The following is a 20,348-nucleotide window of genomic DNA, read 5'->3' on the forward strand; positions in this document are numbered from 1 at the left end:
ATGCTAGGCGAAGTATGTGAGATTAGCACAGGTGGTAGCAATAGTGTTGATGAAGAGATGAATGGAATATATCCATTCTATACAAGATCTCAAGAAATTAAACGCATTAATCGATATGAATTTGATGAGACAGCAATTATAACTTCTGGAGATGGTGTAGGTGTGGGTAAAATTATTCATTTTATACAAGGCAAATATGCACTACATCAAAGAGCATATAGAATCCATATTTTGCAAGATTCTATAAGTCCTAAATTTGTCTATTTTTATATGAAAGCATATTTTTATGATTATATTATGAAAACTGCTGTTAGCTCATCTGTATCATCTTTAAGAATGAAAATGTTAACAGGTTTCCAAATCCCAATCCCACCCCTTGCAACACAAGAAAAAATTGTAAATATTTTAGATCAATTCCACGCACTTACCACGGATTTACAAAGTGGAATCCCCGCAGAGATAGAAGCAAGAAAAAAGCAGTATGAATACTATAGAAATCAATTATTAACTTTTAAGGAAGCCATATGAAAAGCGTTGTAGAGAGAGAAGAATTACACAAAACCATTTGGAAAATCGCAAATGATTTGCGTGGAAGTGTCGATGGCTGGGATTTTAAAAGTTATGTTTTGGGATTTTTATTTTATTATTTTATCTGCGAGAATCTAAAAAATTATGTTTTAAAATCTTTTGAGCAAGATTATGAAAATTTAAGCGATGAGATGGCAGAAAATGGTAGAGATACAATCATTAATGCTAAAGGATTTTTTATAAAGCCAAGCCATCTTTTTTCAAATATATTTAAAAATGCAAAATTAGAAAATTTAAATGAAAAACTAAGTGTAGTTTTTAAAGAGATAGAATCTAGTGCTAGTGGAAGTGAGAGCGAAAAAAGTTTTAAAGGGCTTTTTGATGATTTGGATCTCTACTCTAATAAACTTGGAGCGGATAATAAAGAGCGTAATAAAAAGATTTTAAAGATTATGGAAACAATAAGTGAGCTTGATTTGCACTATAATGAAAATGAGATCGATGCTTTTGGTGATGCTTATGAGTTTTTAATGACAATGTATGCAAGTAATGCGGGTAAAAGCGGGGGAGAGTTTTTCACTCCACAAGAAGTAAGCAAACTTTTGGTAGAAATTACTTTGTATAATAATGCTAAGCCAAATAAAGTCTACGATCCTGCTTGTGGGAGTGGATCGCTACTTTTGCAATACAAAAAATCACTAAAAAGCGATCCTAAAAAGGGCTATTTTGGGCAAGAGATCAATATCACTACCTACAACCTTGCTAGAATGAATATGTTCTTACATGATGTAAATTACACACGCTTTGATATCGCAAACGGCGATACTTTGATAAATCCTAGTGAAAATCATAAAGAGCTAGAGCCTTTTGATGCAATAGTTAGCAATCCGCCTTATAGTACCAAATGGGAGGGCAAAGACAATGCACTTTTAATCAATGATGAGAGATTTAACAAAGCAGGGGTTTTAGCACCCACTTCAAAAGCTGACTTGGCTTTTGTGATGCACTCACTCTCTTGGCTTAGTGAGAAAGGAAGTGCAGCGATTGTCTGCTTTCCTGGGGTAATGTATAGAGGTGGAGCAGAAAAAGAGATAAGAAAATACATCATAGAAGAAAATTTTGTAGATTGTGTGATCTCTCTAGCACCAAATCTTTTCTTTGGCACAAGCATTGCGGTGTGTATTTTGGTGCTTAGAAAGAATAAAACTGATAAAAATACACTATTTATCAATGCAAATGAAGAATTTATCAAAGTAACTAATAAAAATATGCTAAGCAAGGAAAACTTAGAAAATATCTTAAAACTTTATAAAGATAGAAAAGAAGTGCCACATTTAACTAAGCTTGTAAGCATTGAAGAGATCGCAAAAAATGATTATAACTTAAGCGTATCAAGCTATGTAGAAGCAAAAGATACAAGAGAGATAATCGACATAAAAGCACTAAATAAAGAAATAGAAGAGATTGTAAAACGCCAAAGTGTTTTAAGAAATAGAATTGATAATTTGGTGCGTGAGCTTGAATGATTAAGGTTTAGAGTGAGAATAATTTTAGATGAATATTCTCACTATTTTTTAAAGCTTAAAAATTAATATTTTCAAGGCTTTTGGATTAAAAATCTTAGTGTGGGTCCACTTTGGTCGATTTCAAGTACTTTAAAACCACGGTTTTTTGCATCTTGAGGTATGGAATTGATACTTTGTGGACAATCACAAAGTACTTCTAAAATTTCTCCACTTTGAAGCTTAGGTAAGACATCAAGTGTTGCTATAGCAGGATAAGGGCAAGCTTCACCTTGCAAATTTAAACTATAAGTAATTTTCATTGTTTATCCTTTAAGTTGATTTTTAAAGAAGTGTTTTTTATAAAATACCACAAAAGCAAACATTAAGATGAATAAAATAAGGTTGATAAAAAATCCATTTAAATTTCCAAATTCAGTTAAAAGATTGATTTTTATACCTTCTTTAAGAGCCTTGGGTAAAAAGTCATAACTTAAAGCTAAAATCATAGTTCCTATTATATTTGCAATTCCTACTATCATAAAATGACTTTGCCCTTCAAAGGCACGATAAGCCCAACCACACTCACAACCTCCGGCAAAAACTATGCCAAAACCAAACAAAAATGCTCCCACAGCTACAGCAGGAGAAAGTTCTATGAGTTTGCTAGTATGACCTTGCAAGATAAAAGCAAAAGCGATTAAAGAAGCGATAATCATGCCAATTAATGCGCCTTTTATAGCATTATCTCTACCAAATAAAAATAAATCTCTAAAGCAAGAAGTAAAACAAATTTGTCCTCTAGAAATAATAAAGCCAAAAACAAAACCAAAAATCAGTGCTAAAGCTAGAAGACTTTGTTTGTTTTGTGTGCTGATATTGCCATTTGTAAAAACAAGATAAAACACCCAAACTAAAAAGGTCATGAAAAGCAATATGCCTAAGTTAAAATATAATTTTGTACGCAAACTTTGCTTGTTTAACGGCAAGTTTTCTTTATTTACCCGTTCTAATTTAGCTTTAGGTTTAAAAAAGGAAGTGTTGCAAATTTTCACTCCTAGATAATTTCCTAAAACCATAAAAACAGTAAAAAGCCAAGTGTGTAAAGAAAAATAAGGTAAACCTGTAAAAAAATTAGCTAAATTACATCCAAATGCAAGTCTTGCTCCGTATCCTGAAAGAATTCCACCTACTATTGCTTGAAAAATTCTTATATTGCTAGCAGGTAGACGAAATTTGACTTTGTTAGCTAAAAGTGCGGCTACTAAACAACCTATAAATATACCTATGAGCATAATACCATCAGTTCTTGTTAAAGGGGTTTCGTTTAAATTTTGCTTTTGGTAATAAGAATATCCATTCAAATTCATACCTAAAAGTTCTAAAAATTCACCGCCCCAACGCGTCATTTCTCCAGTAACAGCCCAAACGCCACCAAAAATCCCAAAATACACTGCGCTTAAAATTCCAAGTGCAATCATAGAACGGGAATTGTCCCAAAAATTGATTAAATATTTTTGTTTAAAAGAATTCAAAGAAAGATCCTAAAAATGTAATCATCAAAACTTGATGCTAAAAAAGAGTGAGATTATAGCTTAAATTTAATATGAAGTCAAAAAGAATATTGATAAATTTATTTTGTTTTTCATTAAAAATCGCTATAATTGTCGCTTTGGAAGATTAGCGTATCTGGTGATCGCCACTGACTTCAAATCAGATGAAAGGATAGTTGACTATTCTTTGGGGAGTTCGATTCTCTCATCTTCTCGCCAATATTAAAGTAAAATCAAGGAAATTTTTATGAGCAAAGCAGATATTATTGTCGGCATTCAATGGGGCGATGAAGGAAAAGGTAAGGTAGTTGATAAATTATGTGAAAATTATGATTTTGTTTGCAGAAGTGCAGGTGGACACAATGCAGGACATACAATTTGGGTAAATGGTGTAAGATATGCGCTTCATCTTATGCCAAGTGGAGTTTTGCATCCAAGATGTATTAATATTATCGGAAATGGAGTTGTGGTTTCTCCTGAAGTATTGATTGCTGAAATGGCTCAATTTGAAAATTTAAAAGGTAGATTATATATCAGCGATAGAGCTCATTTAAATTTAAAACATCATTCTTTAATAGACATTGCAAAAGAAAAACTCAAAGGTAAAAATGCTATAGGAACGACAGGTAAGGGTATAGGACCTTCTTATGCAGATAAGATTAATCGTACAGGACATAGAGTTGGAGAGCTTTTAGAACCACAAAGACTTTGTGAGGCTTTGATGAAAGATTTTGAAGCTAATAAAACTTTTTTTGAAATGCTTGAAATTGAAATTCCAAGTGCTGAAGAATTGCTTGCTGATTTAAAACGCTTTAATGAAATTTTAACTCCTTATATTACAGATACTACAAGAATGCTTTGGAAGGCTTTAGATGAAGATAAAAGAGTGCTTTTAGAAGGAGCTCAGGGCTCTATGCTTGATATTGATCATGGAACTTATCCTTATGTTACAAGTTCAAGTACTATTTCAGCAGGTGCTTTAACAGGACTTGGGTTAAATCCTAAAGAAGCGGGAAATATTATAGGTATTGTAAAAGCTTATGCAACGCGTGTGGGAAATGGAGCTTTTCCTACTGAGGATAAGGGTGAAGATGGAGAAAAAATTGCGCAAATTGGAAAAGAAATTGGCGTAAGCACGGGACGTAAAAGACGTTGCGGATGGTTCGATGCAGTTGCTGTAAGATATACAGCAAGGCTTAATGGTCTTGATGCTTTATCTTTGATGAAGCTTGATGTTTTAGATGGTTTTGAAAAGATAAAAATTTGTCGTGCTTATGAATATAAGGGCATGGAAATCGACTATATACCAAGTGATTTAGAAAATGTTCAACCTATTTATGAAGAAATGGATGGTTGGGATAAAGTTTTTGGTATAAAAGATTATGATTTATTGCCAGAAAATGCTAAAAAATATATAGCAAGACTTGAAGAGCTTGCAGGGGTTAAAGTAAAGTATATTTCCACTAGCCCTGAAAGAGATGATACTATCATCTTATGAAAAGTAAATATAATTCTGTTGTAAAAGTAAGAAAACAACAACTTGATAAAGCAGAATCAAATCTTAATCAAGCCAAACAAAGACAGCTTGAACATGAAAAAGCTTATGAACTTTCACGCCAAGAGTGTGAAAGTTTAGGCGTATTGCCAAAATCAGGATCTATAGCAGAGTTAAGATCAAATTTAAGTATGGCGCAAGTAGGACGCGAGGCTTTGGCAAGAGCTAAGGAGAAAGTAGAACTTTCTAAAAAAGAAATGAATCATTATCAGTTTTTATATCAAAAAGCGCATTTAGATTATGAAAAAATGAAGGCTTTGGAAACTGAAGAAATTAAACAAAAACAAAAAGAACTTGCGAAGGCTGAAGAAAAATTTTTAGATGAAATTGCAATCAGTCGTTTTTTCAAAGGGGAAAAAGATGATTAAAAAAATTATATTGTTAGTTTTTATTTCAAGTGTAGTTTTTGGAGCTGAACAAGATTGTGAGCAGTATTTTGAAGCTAGAAAAGCTCAAATTGAATTGCAAACTAGAGAATTTGATGAAGCAAGACAATCTTTAGAAGCTTATAAAGCCTCTTTTGAAGCTTTGCAAAAAGAAAGGCTTGAAAATTTAGAAAAAAAAGAGGCTGAGGTTAATGCAACTTTGGCAAAAATTGAAGAATTAAAGCTTGAAAACGCAAGGCTTATAGAAGAGCAACAAAAGATTTTAAATTCAATCAATGATAAAACTCAAGGTAGGGTTAAAGAAATTTATTCCCAAATGAAAGATGCAGCCATTGCAGATGTTTTAAGTCAAATGGATGCAGAGGATGCAAGCAAAATAATGCTTTCTTTGGAATCACGTAAAATTTCAGGTGTTTTATCTAAAATGGATCCAAAAAAAGCTAGCGAGCTTACTTTGCTTTTGAAAAATTTAGATAATAATACTAGTAATTAGGTGATTAAAAGAATGAAAATTTTTCATTTTTAACATTCTTTTACCAAAAATAAGCTATTATTTCAAACATTATTAAATAAAAGGTTTTCAAGATGCGTATAAAATTACCACATATTCCTTATATCGCAAATAAAATGATGTTAGATATAGCTAATTCTTCTTTTGTAGAAATTAAAGATCAATTAGAAAAGCTTAAGGTATGTATAATAGAAGTTTTAGAGAAAGATATTCTAAATGAAAGAAAATTAGATGAAAGAGTAAAAGAACTTTTAGAGCAACAAGAAGATGAAATGGAACTTATGCAAGTAGATCGTAAAAATATGTTTTGGCTTGTGAAGAAAAAGTTAGCTCCCGAATTTAATGTGATTTTAGATTCTGAAGATAGACATAATCATCTAGCGCATCAAATTTTAGAAGAACTTGTAGAGAATGATTATATTAATTTTATAGTGAGCGAAAATAGAGTTAAAAATTTAATCTTTTCAAGCATAGAGTCTTATCTTAAAATTTATGAAAAACTTGAAGATGAGGTTTATGAGAAAATTAGCAATTATAAAACAAAACCTATTCCAGGTAGTGAAGAATACGATCTTATCTTTGAAAAACTCTATCAAGAAGAGCTTAGAAAAAAAGGTATGTTTTAATGAAGGCTTATATTTATTTAGAAAATGATATTTTTTTAAGTGCTAAGGCTTTTGGAAAGAGCGGTACTTTTTTTGGAGAGCTTGTATTTAACACTTCTTTAACAGGATATCAAGAAATTATTTCAGATCCTTCTTATGCAGGGCAATTTATCGTATTTTCCATGCCAGAAATTGGTATAGTGGGAACCAATGAAAATGATAATGAAAGTAAGGAAATTTTTGCAAGCGGTGTTTTAATGCGTGAATTAAGTTCCAGTTTTTCAAATTTTCGCGCTAAAGAAAGTCTGCAAGATTATCTTGAAAAACATGGAAAAATAGGAATTTATGAACTTGATACGAGATATCTAGTAAAAATGATAAGAAATAATGGCAATTTAAGAGCTGTAATTTCAACTAAAATTTCAAATAAAGAAGATTTAAAAATCGCCTTAGAAAAATCAGCAAAAATTGATGAAGTAAATTTTGTAAAAGAAGTTAGCACTAAGAAAAATTATTCTCATAAACAAGGTGTTTGGAACGCTAGTTTTCAAAAATTTAATGATGCTAAAAGAAGTGAGAAAAAAGTTGCTGTTATAGACTATGGTGTTAAAACAAATATCCTAAATGAACTTGTAGAAGTAGGTTTTGAAGTAGAAGTTTATCCATATAATGTTAAAGCAGATGAGTTGATTACTCTGTATAAAAAAGGTGAAATTCAAGGCGTGTTTCTTTCTAATGGTCCAGGTGAGCCAAGGATTTTAAAACAAGAGATTGCAGAGATTAAAAAACTTGCAGAAGCTAAAATTCCTATGCTTGGAATTTGCTTAGGTCACCAGCTTTTAAGTAATGCTTTTGGATATGAAACTTATAAAATGAAATTTGGACAACATGGAGCAAATCATCCTGTGATCAATCTTGATACAAAAACGGTAGAAATTACCGCACAAAATCATAATTATAATGTTCCAGAAGAATTAGCTCAAGTGGCTCATATCACTCATAGAAATTTATTTGGCGATAATGCTGAAGGAGTAAGATATAAAGACTATCCTATTATTTCAGTGCAACATCACCCGGAAAGTTCTTCAGGTCCTCATGAAAGTAAGTACATTTTTAAAGAATTTATGAATTTGATGTGAGTATAGATTTTTTAGCTATTATCAGCGTTGCTTTTTTATCTAGTTTTGGACACTGCTATTCTATGTGTGGTGGTTTTAATTTACTTTTTATAAATTTAAATTCAAAAAGCAATAATTTATTTTTATTAACTTTTATTTATCATTTGTTTAGAATTTTTGCTTATATTGTTTTAGGGATAATTTTTGGGACTTTTGGGAATATCTTGGCAATCAATGCTAAGGTTCAAAGTTTGTCATTTTTTATTCTTGGTATATTTATGATGATTTTGGGTTTTGCTCTTATTTTTAGAGGCAATATGTTATCTTTTATTGAAAATAATGTTTTTTTTGATAGTTTTGTAAAGAAAATTATTAAAAAATCTAAAAATTTTAAAGGATTAAAATCAGCTATATTTTTAGGATTTTCAAATGGTTTTGTTCCTTGTGGATTGGTGTATTTTTTTATAGCCAATGCAATAAGTAAGCAAAATATTTTTGAAGGTATTTTGGTAATGATGATTTTTGGAATATCAACTTTACCTGCGATGTTATTTTTTTCTAAAATTTCACAATTTTTTAGTGATTTTTTGAAAAATTTGTTTAATTATTTATCGTATGGCATTATTGTTTGTTACGGTATAAATCTTGCCTATATAGGTTTTAAGGCTTTTCAATGAAAGATTTTTTTAAAGATCAGTTTTTTAAAGCTCTGGAAAAAAATACAATTTTTTCAAGAGCTGATGTGCAAGGAAATTTAATTTTTGTCAGTGATAAGCTTTGTCAAATAAGTGGATATAGCAAAAAAGAGCTTATAGGAAAAAAACATTCAATATTTAAACATCCAGATGTTGATGAATGTTATGTTGAGAAGCTTTTAAAAGATCTTTCATATAAAAAGCCTTATCAGGTTATTTTTAAAAATATTGATAAATTAGGCAAAACCTTCTATCTTGAAACTTTGTTAATCCCCATATTGGATAAAAATAATGAATTAATAGAAATAGTAGCGCTTTCTCATGATGTCAGTAATTCTTTTAAGCTTAATGAAGAGCTTGCTCTAAATCACGCTAAATTAAGAGAATTAAGTATTAATCTTGAAAATACAGTTAAAAATCACCAACAAGAATTTATACAGTTAGGTAAAAAATTTGAGAAAAAAATGAAAATTGCCTTGGAAAAAAATGAAAAAGATATTAAAATAGCATATGAAGAGATTTTGAAATCTTCATTAGAACAAATGATTAGTGATATAGCACATCAATGGAGACAACCGTTAAATGAGCTTGGTATTGCCATGTTTCAAATGAAGCAAAATCTTAAAGATGAAAAAGGATTTGCTGAAATTTATTCACAATCAAAAGATATGATTAAAAATATGTCAGAAACAATTGATGTGTTTAGAACTTTGTTTAACAAAGGAGTAGAGCAGTGTGTATTTATAAAAGAGACTTTAAATAAAGCCTTAGAAATTGCTTTTGAAACTATAGAAAAAAATCATGTAAATATTAATATTGTTTCGAAAAGTGATTATGAAGTTTTGGCGTATGAGAATGGTTTAATAAGAGTTTTTCTTAATTTGATTTTAAATTCAGTAGAGGCATTTAAAAACAAAAAAAGGAAAATCATAACAATAAATTTTTCAAAATTTGGAAAAAACTATCTGAAAATTACAATAAAAGATAATGCTGGTGGGATTGATAAAGAAAATTTAGATAAAATTTTTCAACCTTATTTTACAACAAAACATCCCAGTCAGGGTATAGGAGTAGGACTTTATATAAGTAGACAAATTATTGAAAGTTTCCAAGGAAAAATAAAAGTTAAGAATGGAAAAGATGGGGCTTGTTTTGAGGTATTTTTAAAACTAAAAGAGAGGGTAGAGTAGAAATGTCACAAGAATGTAAAGAATTGATAATATTAGTAGTTGAAGATGAAATTAAGACTAGAGAATCATTGATTAATGTATTAAGCGAACGCTTTAGTAAAGTAATCGGAGCTCAAAATGGAGATGAGGGGCTTAAAAAATTTAAAAAATTTAAGCCGGATTTAGTTATCACAGATATTGCTATGCCTATTATGGATGGGCTTGATATGGCAAGAGAGATTAAGGAAATTTCAGATGATGTCCCAATTGTTGTTCTTAGTGCGTATTCAGAGAAAGAGAGACTTTTGCGTTCTATTGATATTGGTATAGATAAATATTTGATCAAACCTGTTGATATAGAAGAGTTGTTTAAAGTTTTAGATTATCTGATAGGCGAAAAAATTGAAGCAAATATGCTTGTAAAAATTTCTGAAGAATATCAATTTAACAAAACTAAAAGAACTTTGATTTACAATGGTGAAGAAATTGTTTTAACTAAAAAAGAATTAGCTTTTATTTCTTTGCTTTTAAAGCAACCTGGGGCTTTGGTTTTGCATGAAGATATAAAGAAAAATGTTTGGATAGGTGAACATGTGAGTGATACTGCTGTTAGAACTTTTATTAAAAGAGTAAGAGATAAAGTGGGTGAAGATTTTATAAAAAATGTGCCAAGTTTAGGTTATAAGATAAATATCAATAAATAAGACTGATTTAGCCTTAAAATATAAAGCATAACAAATGATTAACAAAATTATCATTTTTAAGAAAAAATGTATAATTAATATTCTATAATATTCTCTTATTATCAAAAATTTTAAGGAGAAAGTCGATGCATCCAGGTAATGTATTAAATTACGACTATACGGTTGCAAGATATTTTATGTTTACAACCGTATTGTTTGGCATTGTTGGTATGGCTATAGGAACTCTTATAGCTTTTCAAATGGCATATCCTAACTTAAATTATTTAGCAGGAGAATATGCTACTTTTTCAAGACTTAGACCACTTCATACTTCAGGTGTGATTTTTGGTTTTATGCTTTCAGGGATTTGGGCAACTTGGTATTATATAGGTCAGCGTGTTCTTAAGGTAAGTATGGCTGAGTCAAGATTTTTAATGGCTGTTGGTAAGCTTCATTTTTGGCTTTATATGCTTACTATGGTTTTAGCTGTTATATCTTTGTTTATGGGTGTGACTACATCTAAAGAATATGCAGAGCTTGAGTGGCCTTTAGATATTCTTGTTGTTCTTGTTTGGGTTTTATGGGGTGTAAGTATTTTTGGACTTATTGGAATTCGCCGTGAAAAAACTCTTTATATTTCTTTATGGTATTATATAGCTACATTTTTAGGTATAGCTATGCTTTATCTTTTTAACAACATGGAAGTACCAACTTATTTTGTTACTGGAATGGGTAAATGGTGGCATAGTGTATCAATGTATGCAGGAACAAATGATGCTTTAGTACAATGGTGGTATGGACATAATGCTGTGGCATTTGTATTTACTGTGGGTATTATTGCTCAAATTTATTACTTCTTGCCAAAAGAAAGTGGTCAGCCGATTTTCTCTTATAAACTCTCTTTATTTGCATTTTGGGGCTTAATGTTTGTTTATCTTTGGGCAGGTGGTCACCATTTGATTTATTCAACTGTACCTGATTGGATGCAAACTATGGGTTCGGTTTTCTCTATAGTATTGATTTTACCTTCTTGGGGTTCAGCGATTAATATCTTACTTACTATGAAAGGTGAGTGGAGCCAGCTTCGCGAGAGTCCATTGATTAAATTTATGATTTTGGCATCAACTTTCTATATGTTCTCAACACTTGAAGGGCCAATTCTTTCAATTAAGTCTGTTAATGCTTTAGCACACTTTACAGATTGGATTCCAGGACATGTTCATGATGGAACATTAGGTTGGGTAGGATTTATGACTATGGCTGCGCTTTATCATATGACTCCTAGAGTTTTCAAAAGAGAGCTTTATAGCAAATCTTTAATGGAAGCTCAATTTTGGATCCAAACCACAGGTATAGTTCTTTATTTTGCTTCAATGTGGATTGCGGGTATTACTCAAGGTATGATGTGGAGAGCGACAGATGAGTATGGTAACTTGCTTTATAGCTTTATTGATACTGTTGTGGCTATTGTTCCTTATTATTGGATTAGAGCGATTGGTGGATTGTTGTATCTTATTGGTTTCTTTATGTTTACTTATAATATTTACAAAACAATTGCTTGTGGAAGAGTGCTTGATAAAGAACCAAAAAGCGCTTCGCCTATGGCAGCATAAAAAGGAGAAAATATGTTTAGTTGGTTAGAAAAAAATCCATTCTTTTTTGCTGTAGCTGTTTTTGTAGTGATTGCTTATGCAGGCATAGTTGAAGTTTTACCAAATTTTGCAGAAAATGCAAGACCAATTGAAGGTAAAAAACCTTATACGGTTTTACAACTTGCAGGGCGTGCAGTATATATTAAAGATAGTTGTAATGCTTGTCATTCACAGCTTATTCGTCCATTTAAATCAGAAACAGATCGTTATGGTATGTATTCTGTAAGTGGTGAATTTGCTTATGATAGACCTTTTCTTTGGGGTTCAAAAAGAACAGGACCTGATCTTGCTCGTGTAGGAAATTATAGAACAGCTGATTGGCATGAAAATCATATGTGGGATCCTACTTCTGTTGTTCCAGATTCTATTATGCCTTCATATAAGCATATGTTTAAAAATAATGCAGATATTGAAACTGCTTATGCTGAGGCTTTAACCGTGAAAAAAGTTTTCAATGTTCCTTATGATACAGAAAATGGAACAAAACTTGGTTCTTGGGAGGATGCGCAAGCTGAAGTAAAAGCTGAAGCTCAGGCTATAGTTGATCAAATGAAAAATCAAGAAGTAAAAGATGCTTTTGCTAAAGGTGAAATCAAAGAAATAGTTGCTTTGATCGCTTATTTAAATAGCTTAAAGTAAGATGATGGAACATTTATCAATAGTTTTTGATGTGATTAAAAATTTAATCACATTTGATTTAGCAACAGTTCAAAAACATGAGTGGGAGATTTTCCAAGGTTATGGTTTTTTTGCACTCGTGATGTTTTTGTCAATAGTATTATATGCGTATTGGTATCATTTATATAGAACAGAAAAAAAAGGTGAGAGAAATTATGAAAATTATGCAAACCTTGCCTTAAAAGATGATATTGATGATAGTGTATTAGAAAGTAAAAGGAGTGCTTAATGCAATGGTTAAATTTAGAAGATAATGTTAATCTCTTATCTTTAATTGGAGCTATTCTTATCATTTTAATCACACTAGTTATTGTGAGTAGAATGTTTAAGCAGATGAAAGAAAAAAAAAGCGAGTCAGAGCTTAGTGAACATAGTTGGGATGGAATAGGAGAGTATAAAAATGCTGTTCCTACTGGTTGGGCTGTGGTATTTTTCCTGACTATTGTTTGGGCTATTTGGTATTTTCTATGGGGATATCCTTTAAATTCTTTTTCAAGTATAGGTCAATACAATGAAGAAGTAGCAACTCATAATACAAAATTTGAAGAAAAATTTAAAAATTTATCTCCTGAAGATAAAATAGCAATGGGTCAAAATATCTTTTTAGTTCAGTGTTCAGCTTGTCATGGAATTACAGGCGATGGTATCAATGGTAAAGCTCAAAATTTAAATATTTGGGGTAGTGAAGAAGGTATAATCAATGTAATTAAACATGGTTCAAAAGGTATGAATTTTCCAGGTGGAGAAATGCTTGGTGCTGCTGATTTAGGTGTGGCAGAAGAAGATATCCCTGCTATTGCTGCTTATGTAGCAAAAGATCTTTCAGCTATTAAGAAAACTGCAAATGAAAATTTAGTAGCAAAAGGTAAAGAAGCTTATGCAACTTGTGCAGCATGCCATGGAGAAGATGGAAAAGGTCAAGATGGAATGTTCCCAGATCTTACAAAATACGGTTCTGCAGCTTTTGTAGTAGATGTTTTACATAGTGGTAAGGCTGGTTTTATAGGAACAATGCCGAGTTTTCCAACACTTAATAATATTCAAAAAGAAGCTGTTGGCGAGTATGTAATTTCTCTTTCAAGGGGTGAATGATGGAAAATAATAATAGATGCGTGTTTTCTCTTTCAGGTGTTACAGGTATGTTAATTGCTACGGTTTTATTACTTGCTATCTTAGTAGTTTTAACTATTTGGGGTCTTAAAGCTCAGCAAGAAGTGATGCAAAAGCCATATAGTCTTAAAGATGCACAAAGTGTAAAGATGTTTGGTTCAAAAGAACAAGATCATAGAAGTATAAAGGAAGCACAATGAGTAAGGCTTTGGAATATTTAATTGTTATTGGTTTAGTTGTTGCTGCTGCAATCACCGCTTGGTCGGTTTTAACTGTAAATCATCTTCATATAGGATGAAAAAAATATTACAAGATGGCTTTTTTTTAGCCATCTTCTTCTTTGTTTTATTGCCTTCTAGGGTTTTTGCTCTTGATGCTGTACTTTTTAATGAAAATATTTTAAGTCAAAAAGTAAGTAATGAGATTAATCTTATAGGAAAAGAGCTTTACCAAAAAAGTAATATTTTTATCGGCGTTATGGTTGGTGATGAAACTGAAATTGAAACTTTATTAAATAAACAAAAAGAACTTCCTCAATCTTATATATTGCTTCTTTTGTCAAAAAATTCTCACAAAGTTGATATAGTGGGCTCAAAAGGTGCTTTAGCTTTGATTGATAAAGAAGCCGTGCTTAGTCCTTATCCTGGAACAGGATCTATTTTGCCGATATTAGCTACAAATAAAGGTGATATTTATAATGCTGCTATACTTAATGGTTATGCAGATATTGTAGATCGTGTGGCAAAATCCTTGGGATTACAATTAGAACATTCTATAGGTAATGCAAATCGTGATGCTATCAATATCTTAAGAATACTTATCTATGGATTTATTTGCTTTGCATTGTTATACTATGCACAAAGAAGAATAAAGAGGAAAAAAAATGTTAGAAACTAAAAGAAGTTTTTGGCCTTATGGTATTTTGCTTTCACTTTTGGCTATAATTATTGCTTGTATTGTAACGATTTTTATAGCAAGTCACCATCCTGTATATGAGGATGATTTTTATTTTGACTCTTATCAAAATGTTGAAAATAATTACAATCAAATACAAAAACAACAAGTAAATTTTGATAAATTTTTTAAAGTAAATTTTCAAAATGATAAAATCACTTTTATAGGTAAAAGAAAAATTCCTAGTTATGAAGTGGATCAAAATTCCTATGTTGCAAATTTTAAAATTTCTGCATTGCAAAATATAAATTCTGATGATTTAAAAGTTCAAGTTCTTCTTACAAGACCATTCACTAAAAATTTTGATCAAAAGTTAGAAGGACAAGTTAAAAATGGAATTTTAAGTATCGCTTTACCTAAACTAGATAAAGGTAGATGGGAGCTTAAGCTAAAGTTTTATGCAAATCAAGAAACAGTGGGTTTTTTTAGCTACGAATTAAATGCTCAATGAAATTAAGAATTTTTAGTTCTTCAAGACAAATTAGAGAGTATTATAACCACAAAAAACAGCAAAATGCCTTATTAGATAGTGCTATTCATATAGGTGAATTTTTAGATAAAGTTTGTTTGAGTAATTTTCATAAGGCAAGTTCTTATGAAAGCTTACTTTTAATGCAAGAAGCTTGTCTAAAAAGTAAGGATTTAGAAAAAAAACTAGGAATTTCGGTAGAATTTTTTGCTTTTTTGAAAAATAACGAATATCTTTTTTCCTTTTTCAAAGAACTTAGTTTAGAAAAAAAAAGCATAGAAGATCTTAAAAATAATGATTATTATGCCACCTATAATGAACATTTGGAAATTTTAGATGAGGTATATAAAAATTATCTTGTTTTGCTTGAAAAGAATTCTTTTTATGATGATCTTTCTTTGCCTAAAAATTACACTCTTAATAAAGATTTTTTAGATGAGTATGAAGCTATAGTTTATGATTTGCAAGGTTTTTTGAGTAAATTTGAAGAAAATTTATTAAGTGAAATTTCTCAGATTAAAGAAGTGGTTTTAAGTTTTAAAACAAGTAAATTTAATCTCGAATATCTTTTAAAACTTGATTTTTTAAAAACATTTGATTTAAAAATAAACACTCATTATGAAATCAATCTTTCAAAACAAGAGATTTTAAAAGAAGAAATTTTTAAAACAAAAAATTCAAAAATTAAACTCAAATCTTTTGAATTAAGGGCTTTACAATGCGCTTTTGTTATGGATGAAATTTCACATTTTGTACGCAAAGGTTTAAAGTCTGAAAATATTGTAGTTATAACTCCAGATGAAAGTTTTTGTGAGTTTTTAAGACTTTTTGATAAAGACAATATGCTTAATTTTGCAAGTGGGATTAGTATTAAAGAAAGTTTATTTTATCAAAAATTTCAAGCACTTTATGAAAGTGCTAGTAGTGCTTCTTTTGTTTATAAAAATCAAGAGGATTATTTTGAAGACACGCAGATGATTTTTGATTATCACAATACACTTTTACATTCTTTAAAGCTTGATTTTATAGAGTTTAAAAAGTATTTTGATGAGAAATGTGATTTTGAATATTTTGAAAAATTACTTGCTTTATTTTTAGAAAATGAAAAGCAAGAACTTATTTATTTGATACGAAAAGAACTTTATTTTATTAAAGATTTATTAAAAAATCAGTCTTTAACTCTTAAAGAGTTGATCCATCTTTTTTTCATGCAAATTTCACAACTTTCCCTTAGTGATGTAGGTGGAGGTAAGGTTACGGTAATGGGACTTTTAGAAAGTCGTGGGCTTTGTTTTGATGGGGTGATTTTGGTTGATTTTAATGAAGAATTTATTCCCAAAAGAAGTGTTAATGAACTTTTTTTAAACAATGAAGTGCGTAAAAAAGCAGGATTGATTAGCTATGATAGAAGAGAAAATTTACAAAGATTTTATTATGAAAGCTTGATGAAGAATGCTTTAGAAGTAAGTATTTGCTTTGTGGAAAATGAAGAAAAAAGCAAATCACGTTTTTTAGATGAACTTGATTTTGACTTTTTTTATGAAACTCATATCCACCAAAAAGCTTATCTTAATGCTTTAAAATTAGACTATGAAGGTATAAAACCTAATCTAACTCCTATAAAAGCTCCTATTTTAAAGCATAATCCTTTCGAGTTTCCGCTTTCTTTTAGTCGTTTTAATTTATTGGAAAATCAAAAAAGAACTTATTATTATCGTTATATTTTAAATTTAGCAGAACCTAGGGTTTTAAGCGAGGAAAGTAAAGCGAAAAATCAAGGAAATTTCATCCATAAAATGCTTGAAATTTATTATAAAAATTATGCAAATAATGATTTTGATATAAAAGTTTTTGCAAATTTATTGAATAAAGAATATCAAAAATACAATATCAGTGAACTTGATCTTGAAGTATTTAAATTAAAATTTATACAATTTGCTAAAAACGAAAAAGAGCATTTTTCAAAAGGCTTTTATGTCGCACATACAGAGCTTGAGTTAAATAATATTTTAAAGCTCGGAGCAGATAGTATAAAACTTAAGGGCACTATAGATCGTATCGATAGTTCAAAAGAAGGTAATTTGATCATTGATTATAAAAGTGGAAAAGTACCAAGTAATTCTTATCAACTTGCTTTTTACCAAGCTTTATATGATGAAAATGCAAGCGTGGGTTTTTATGATTTAAATAGTATGCAAATATTGCACCAAAAAGCTAAAAGTTTAGATGAGCTAAGAGAAAGACTTAAAGACTTAGTTCTTATGAGCAAGGAAGAAATAGAGTTTGAAAATGAACAAGATGAGCATTGTCCTTATAAACTCATTTATAAAAAGGAATTAAAATGAGTCAATTTGAGCCTTTTTTGGCATTAGAAGCGAGTGCGGGAAGCGGAAAAACCTTTGCCTTGAGTGTGCGTTTTGTAGCACTTATTTTAAAAGGGGTTAGGATTAATGAAATTTTAGCTTTAACTTTTACCAAAAAAGCTGCTAATGAAATGCAAAAAAGAATTATTGAGGCTTTTTTAAATTTAGAAAAAGAAAATAAAACCAGTGAATGCAATGAACTTTGCAAGCTTTTAGGTAAAGATAAAGAAGAGCTTATTTCTTTAAGAGATGCTAAAAAAGAAGAATTTTTAAGAACAGAGTTAAAAATCAGCACTTTTGATGCTTTTTTCGGAAAAATTTTGCGTGTTTTTGCTTTAAATTTGGGCTTAAGTAGTGATTTTACAATGAGTGAAGAGAGGCTTGATGTAAGAGAGATTTTTTTAAAACTTCTTAAAAAAGATGAATTAAAAGATTTGGCTTATTATATTAATTTAGTTGATGAGAAAGAAAATTTTTTTAACGAGCTTGAAAAATTTTATGAGAATGCTTATTTTCAAAATCTTCCTAAAATTCCAAATCCATCTAAAGCTTATATCAATAAAGCCTATAGTGAGTTAAGAAGTTATTGTTTGGGTCTTACTCATGTAAAAAATTATAAAAATTTGTGTGACAATTTTAAAAGCGAAGTTTTAGATTTATCCGTGTTTATGCAATCAAGCTTTATGACAAAATTTGAAAGTACAAAATATTTACAAGATTTAGAAAGCACTAACTTGCATTTTAGCGCAAAGAGAATGGAGCTTATAAATGCTTTAAATACCTATGCCATAGAGCTTGAAAATTATAAAATTGCTAATTTAATGAATCTTTTAAATCATTATAGTGAAGCTAAAAATATATTTCATAAAGATAAAAATACCTTAAATTTCCAAGATGTGAGTAAAAAAGTTTATGAGCTAATAACCAGTGAATTTAAGGATATGATTTATTTTCGTTTAGATGGTTTTATTTCGCATTTGCTTATTGATGAATTTCAAGATACAAGCGTGATTCAATATCAAATTTTACGCCCTTTGATCGCTGAGCTTGTTTCAGGAGAAGGAGTTAAGAAAAATCGCACTTTTTTTTACGTAGGAGATAAAAAACAAAGTATTTATCGCTTTCGTAAAGGAAAAAAAGAATTATTTGATTTGTTAAAACAAGAATTTAGTCAAATTAAAAGTGATAGTTTAAATACTAATTATCGCTCTAAAGAGCTTTTGGTTGATTTTGTTAATGAAACTTTTAAAGAAAAAATCAAAGATTATAAAGAGCAATTTGCCTTAGAAAGTAAAAAAGGTGGTTTTGTGCGTATTGTGGAATCTAAAGAACAAAAGGTTAAAAACCAAGCCCAAGAAATCAAGGAAAAGACTTTAGAAACTTTATTTGAGCAAATTAATTTTTTAAGATCTAAAAATATTTCTTATGATGATATTTGTATTTTGTGTTGGAAAAATAGCGATGCAGATATGGTTTTGGATTTTTTAAGAGAGCAAAAAATTCCTGCGTTTACTCAAAGCAATGTTTTACTTGAAAATAAAGCAAGCGTAAGACTTGTTTTGGAATATGCTAAATATTGTATTTTTGGTGATGAGTTTTACTTGGTATTTTTAAAAGAACTTTTAGGTTTTGAGCCGAGAAAAATCACCCTTGATTTTTCAAAAAATGCTATGGAAAATATACTTTTTTTAATAAAAGAATTAAAACTTGATTTAAATGATATCGCTTTAATGCAATTTATCGAATATGCTAAAACTAAGGAAAATTTTTTAAAGCTTTTATTTGAGCCTTGTACTTTGAAAATAGTAAGCGAACAAAATATGGGTATTAGTATTATGAGTGTGCATAAATCTAAGGGTTTGGAATTTGATCATGTGATTTTGCTAGATAGTTTATCTAAAAACAATTCAAACAATGAAGATATCATGCTTGAATATGATATCAATCAAGGTTGGCAACTCCATATTAAGGATAAAATTCGAGAGCTTACTAAAGAGCCTATTTATACCCTTTTTAAAGAAAATATTACAAGAGCAAATTATGAAGATGATATTAATAAACTTTATGTGGCTTTTACAAGAGCTAAGGAAAGTTTGATTATCATAAAAAGAAACGAAGAAAGTGTAAATGGAAATTATCCAAGTTATTTTAAGGGGGGATTTTTAAATATACATTCTCAAGAGAGAGGTTTTTTAGAAAGCAAAGAGCAAATTTTAAGTGTTAAAAAAGAAAGTATTCAAGCTTTACAAAAATTTGAAAAAATTAGCCCACAAGAAGTTCAAAGTGAAGAAAAGCTTGATAGTAAAGAGCTATATTTTGGAAATGCTTTTCACTTTTTTATGCAAAATTTAAAACTCCCTAAGGGTGAAAATTTTCAAATACTTACTCAAAGATGCAAGAGTAAATTTAGACATTTTTTAGATGAGAGTGATTTTGAAAAGCTTTTTAAAAGAATTGAAATTTTACTTAAAAATATTCAATTTCAAAATTTGATTGGTGATGGAAAGCTTTTAAAAGAACAAGCTTTGAGTTTTAATGGAGAAATTAAACAATTAGACTTGCTTGCCTTAAAAGATGAAGAAGCTTTCATAATTGATTATAAAACAGGTCTTGCTATGCAAGATAAACATAAAGAGCAGGTAAGAACTTATAAGATCGCCATTAGTGAAATTTTGAAAAAAGATAAAGTGCGTGCTTTTATAGTTTATTGTTTGGAAAATGAAATTCAAATTTTGGAAATATAAACTTTATTTTTACTTAAATTAAGTAAAAATTAATATTATTTTTTATACAATCACATTTTAAATTTTTGGCAAA

At 29.7% G+C, this 20,348-nt stretch carries 22 protein-coding genes and 1 tRNA gene; 21 read left to right on the forward strand and 2 right to left on the reverse strand.

Translation table 11 applies throughout. The features are described from left to right. The gene (locus tag AJ930_RS09910) at positions 1–528 is read left to right on the forward strand and encodes a restriction endonuclease subunit S (RefSeq protein WP_083263140.1); all 528 of its coding nucleotides are present in this window, start codon (positions 1–3) and stop codon (positions 526–528) included. Continuing rightward, a complete protein-coding gene (locus AJ930_RS00310) occupies positions 525–2,054 on the forward strand; it encodes a type I restriction-modification system subunit M (RefSeq protein WP_070274660.1) in 1,530 nt (509 codons plus the stop codon). The genes AJ930_RS09910 and AJ930_RS00310 overlap by 4 nt, the downstream gene beginning before the upstream one ends. Before the next feature lie 71 nt (positions 2,055–2,125). Here AJ930_RS00310 and yedF read toward each other — a convergent pair whose 3' ends face one another. Continuing rightward, the gene (gene yedF / locus AJ930_RS00315; protein WP_002867050.1) at positions 2,126–2,353 is read right to left on the reverse strand and encodes a sulfurtransferase-like selenium metabolism protein YedF; all 228 of its coding nucleotides are present in this window, start codon (positions 2,351–2,353) and stop codon (positions 2,126–2,128) included. Positions 2,354–2,356: 3 nt separating this feature from the next. Further along, the gene (gene yedE / locus AJ930_RS00320; protein WP_070274661.1) at positions 2,357–3,565 is read right to left on the reverse strand and encodes a selenium metabolism membrane protein YedE/FdhT; all 1,209 of its coding nucleotides are present in this window, start codon (positions 3,563–3,565) and stop codon (positions 2,357–2,359) included. Between the two features lie 139 nt (positions 3,566–3,704). Here yedE and AJ930_RS00325 point away from each other — a divergent pair. From AJ930_RS00325 to AJ930_RS00415, 19 genes are all read left to right on the forward strand, one after another. Then, positions 3,705–3,802 (forward strand) — tRNA-Sec (locus tag AJ930_RS00325). Between the two features lie 28 nt (positions 3,803–3,830). After that, positions 3,831–5,081 carry an adenylosuccinate synthase gene (locus tag AJ930_RS00330; protein ID WP_002862151.1) on the forward strand — a complete coding sequence of 417 codons (1,251 nt, stop codon included), beginning with the start codon at positions 3,831–3,833 and terminating at the stop codon, positions 5,079–5,081. Further along, entirely contained in the window at positions 5,078–5,506 is a 429-nt protein-coding gene (locus tag AJ930_RS00335) for a flagellar export protein FliJ (protein WP_002880459.1), read from the forward strand. The genes AJ930_RS00330 and AJ930_RS00335 overlap by 4 nt, the downstream gene beginning before the upstream one ends. Beyond that, entirely contained in the window at positions 5,499–6,017 is a 519-nt protein-coding gene (locus tag AJ930_RS00340; protein ID WP_070274662.1) for a MotE family protein, read from the forward strand. The genes AJ930_RS00335 and AJ930_RS00340 overlap by 8 nt, the downstream gene beginning before the upstream one ends. Positions 6,018–6,109: 92 nt before the next feature. Continuing rightward, positions 6,110–6,661: a DUF507 family protein gene (locus AJ930_RS00345; RefSeq protein WP_002851269.1), complete on the forward strand. Its 552-nt coding sequence runs from the start codon at positions 6,110–6,112 to the stop codon at positions 6,659–6,661. Further along, a complete protein-coding gene (gene carA, locus AJ930_RS00350) occupies positions 6,661–7,779 on the forward strand; it encodes a glutamine-hydrolyzing carbamoyl-phosphate synthase small subunit (protein WP_070274663.1) in 1,119 nt (372 codons plus the stop codon). The genes AJ930_RS00345 and carA overlap by 1 nt, the downstream gene beginning before the upstream one ends. Then, a complete protein-coding gene (locus AJ930_RS00355) occupies positions 7,776–8,435 on the forward strand; it encodes a sulfite exporter TauE/SafE family protein (RefSeq protein ID WP_002870873.1) in 660 nt (219 codons plus the stop codon). Before carA ends, AJ930_RS00355 begins: the two co-directional genes overlap by 4 nt. Further along, complete coding sequence (bumS, locus tag AJ930_RS00360) at positions 8,432–9,643, forward strand: butyrate sensor histidiine kinase-like phosphatase BumS (protein ID WP_070274664.1); 1,212 nt, start codon at positions 8,432–8,434, stop codon at positions 9,641–9,643. Before AJ930_RS00355 ends, bumS begins: the two co-directional genes overlap by 4 nt. 2 nt (positions 9,644–9,645) lie before the next feature. Continuing rightward, positions 9,646–10,326 carry a butyrate response regulator transcription factor BumR gene (gene bumR / locus AJ930_RS00365; protein ID WP_002862143.1) on the forward strand — a complete coding sequence of 227 codons (681 nt, stop codon included), beginning with the start codon at positions 9,646–9,648 and terminating at the stop codon, positions 10,324–10,326. Positions 10,327–10,451: 125 nt separating this feature from the next. After that, positions 10,452–11,918: a cytochrome-c oxidase, cbb3-type subunit I gene (gene ccoN, locus AJ930_RS00370; protein WP_002862142.1), complete on the forward strand. Its 1,467-nt coding sequence runs from the start codon at positions 10,452–10,454 to the stop codon at positions 11,916–11,918. Positions 11,919–11,930: 12 nt separating this feature from the next. Then, positions 11,931–12,596 (forward strand): cytochrome-c oxidase, cbb3-type subunit II, encoded by a 666-nt coding sequence (gene ccoO / locus AJ930_RS00375; RefSeq protein WP_002855439.1) that lies wholly within the window; start codon positions 11,931–11,933, stop codon positions 12,594–12,596. 4 nt (positions 12,597–12,600) lie between these two features. Next, positions 12,601–12,864, forward strand: a complete 264-nt coding sequence (locus tag AJ930_RS00380; protein ID WP_002851307.1) for a cytochrome c oxidase, cbb3-type, CcoQ subunit — start codon at positions 12,601–12,603, stop codon at positions 12,862–12,864. Further along, positions 12,864–13,727, forward strand: a complete 864-nt coding sequence (locus AJ930_RS00385) for a cbb3-type cytochrome c oxidase N-terminal domain-containing protein (RefSeq protein WP_002862141.1) — start codon at positions 12,864–12,866, stop codon at positions 13,725–13,727. Before AJ930_RS00380 ends, AJ930_RS00385 begins: the two co-directional genes overlap by 1 nt. After that, positions 13,724–13,945 (forward strand): DUF4006 family protein, encoded by a 222-nt coding sequence (locus tag AJ930_RS00390; protein ID WP_072223679.1) that lies wholly within the window; start codon positions 13,724–13,726, stop codon positions 13,943–13,945. Before AJ930_RS00385 ends, AJ930_RS00390 begins: the two co-directional genes overlap by 4 nt. After that, complete coding sequence (locus AJ930_RS00395) at positions 13,942–14,043, forward strand: hypothetical protein (RefSeq protein WP_002858872.1); 102 nt, start codon at positions 13,942–13,944, stop codon at positions 14,041–14,043. Before AJ930_RS00390 ends, AJ930_RS00395 begins: the two co-directional genes overlap by 4 nt. After that, entirely contained in the window at positions 14,040–14,642 is a 603-nt protein-coding gene (locus tag AJ930_RS00400) for a hypothetical protein (protein WP_070274665.1), read from the forward strand. Before AJ930_RS00395 ends, AJ930_RS00400 begins: the two co-directional genes overlap by 4 nt. After that, positions 14,629–15,150 (forward strand): FixH family protein, encoded by a 522-nt coding sequence (locus AJ930_RS00405; protein ID WP_002862138.1) that lies wholly within the window; start codon positions 14,629–14,631, stop codon positions 15,148–15,150. The genes AJ930_RS00400 and AJ930_RS00405 overlap by 14 nt, the downstream gene beginning before the upstream one ends. Then, on the forward strand, positions 15,147–17,513 hold the full coding sequence (locus tag AJ930_RS00410; RefSeq protein WP_044794291.1) for a PD-(D/E)XK nuclease family protein: 2,367 nt from the start codon (positions 15,147–15,149) through the stop codon (positions 17,511–17,513). Before AJ930_RS00405 ends, AJ930_RS00410 begins: the two co-directional genes overlap by 4 nt. Next, complete coding sequence (locus AJ930_RS00415) at positions 17,510–20,275, forward strand: RecB-like helicase (protein ID WP_070274666.1); 2,766 nt, start codon at positions 17,510–17,512, stop codon at positions 20,273–20,275. Before AJ930_RS00410 ends, AJ930_RS00415 begins: the two co-directional genes overlap by 4 nt. Positions 20,276–20,348: the final 73 nt, after the last annotated feature.

The sequence above is a fragment of the Campylobacter sp. BCW_6871 genome (assembly GCF_001762325.1).
In the GTDB taxonomy this organism is placed as follows: Bacteria; Campylobacterota; Campylobacteria; order Campylobacterales; family Campylobacteraceae; genus Campylobacter_D; species Campylobacter_D jejuni.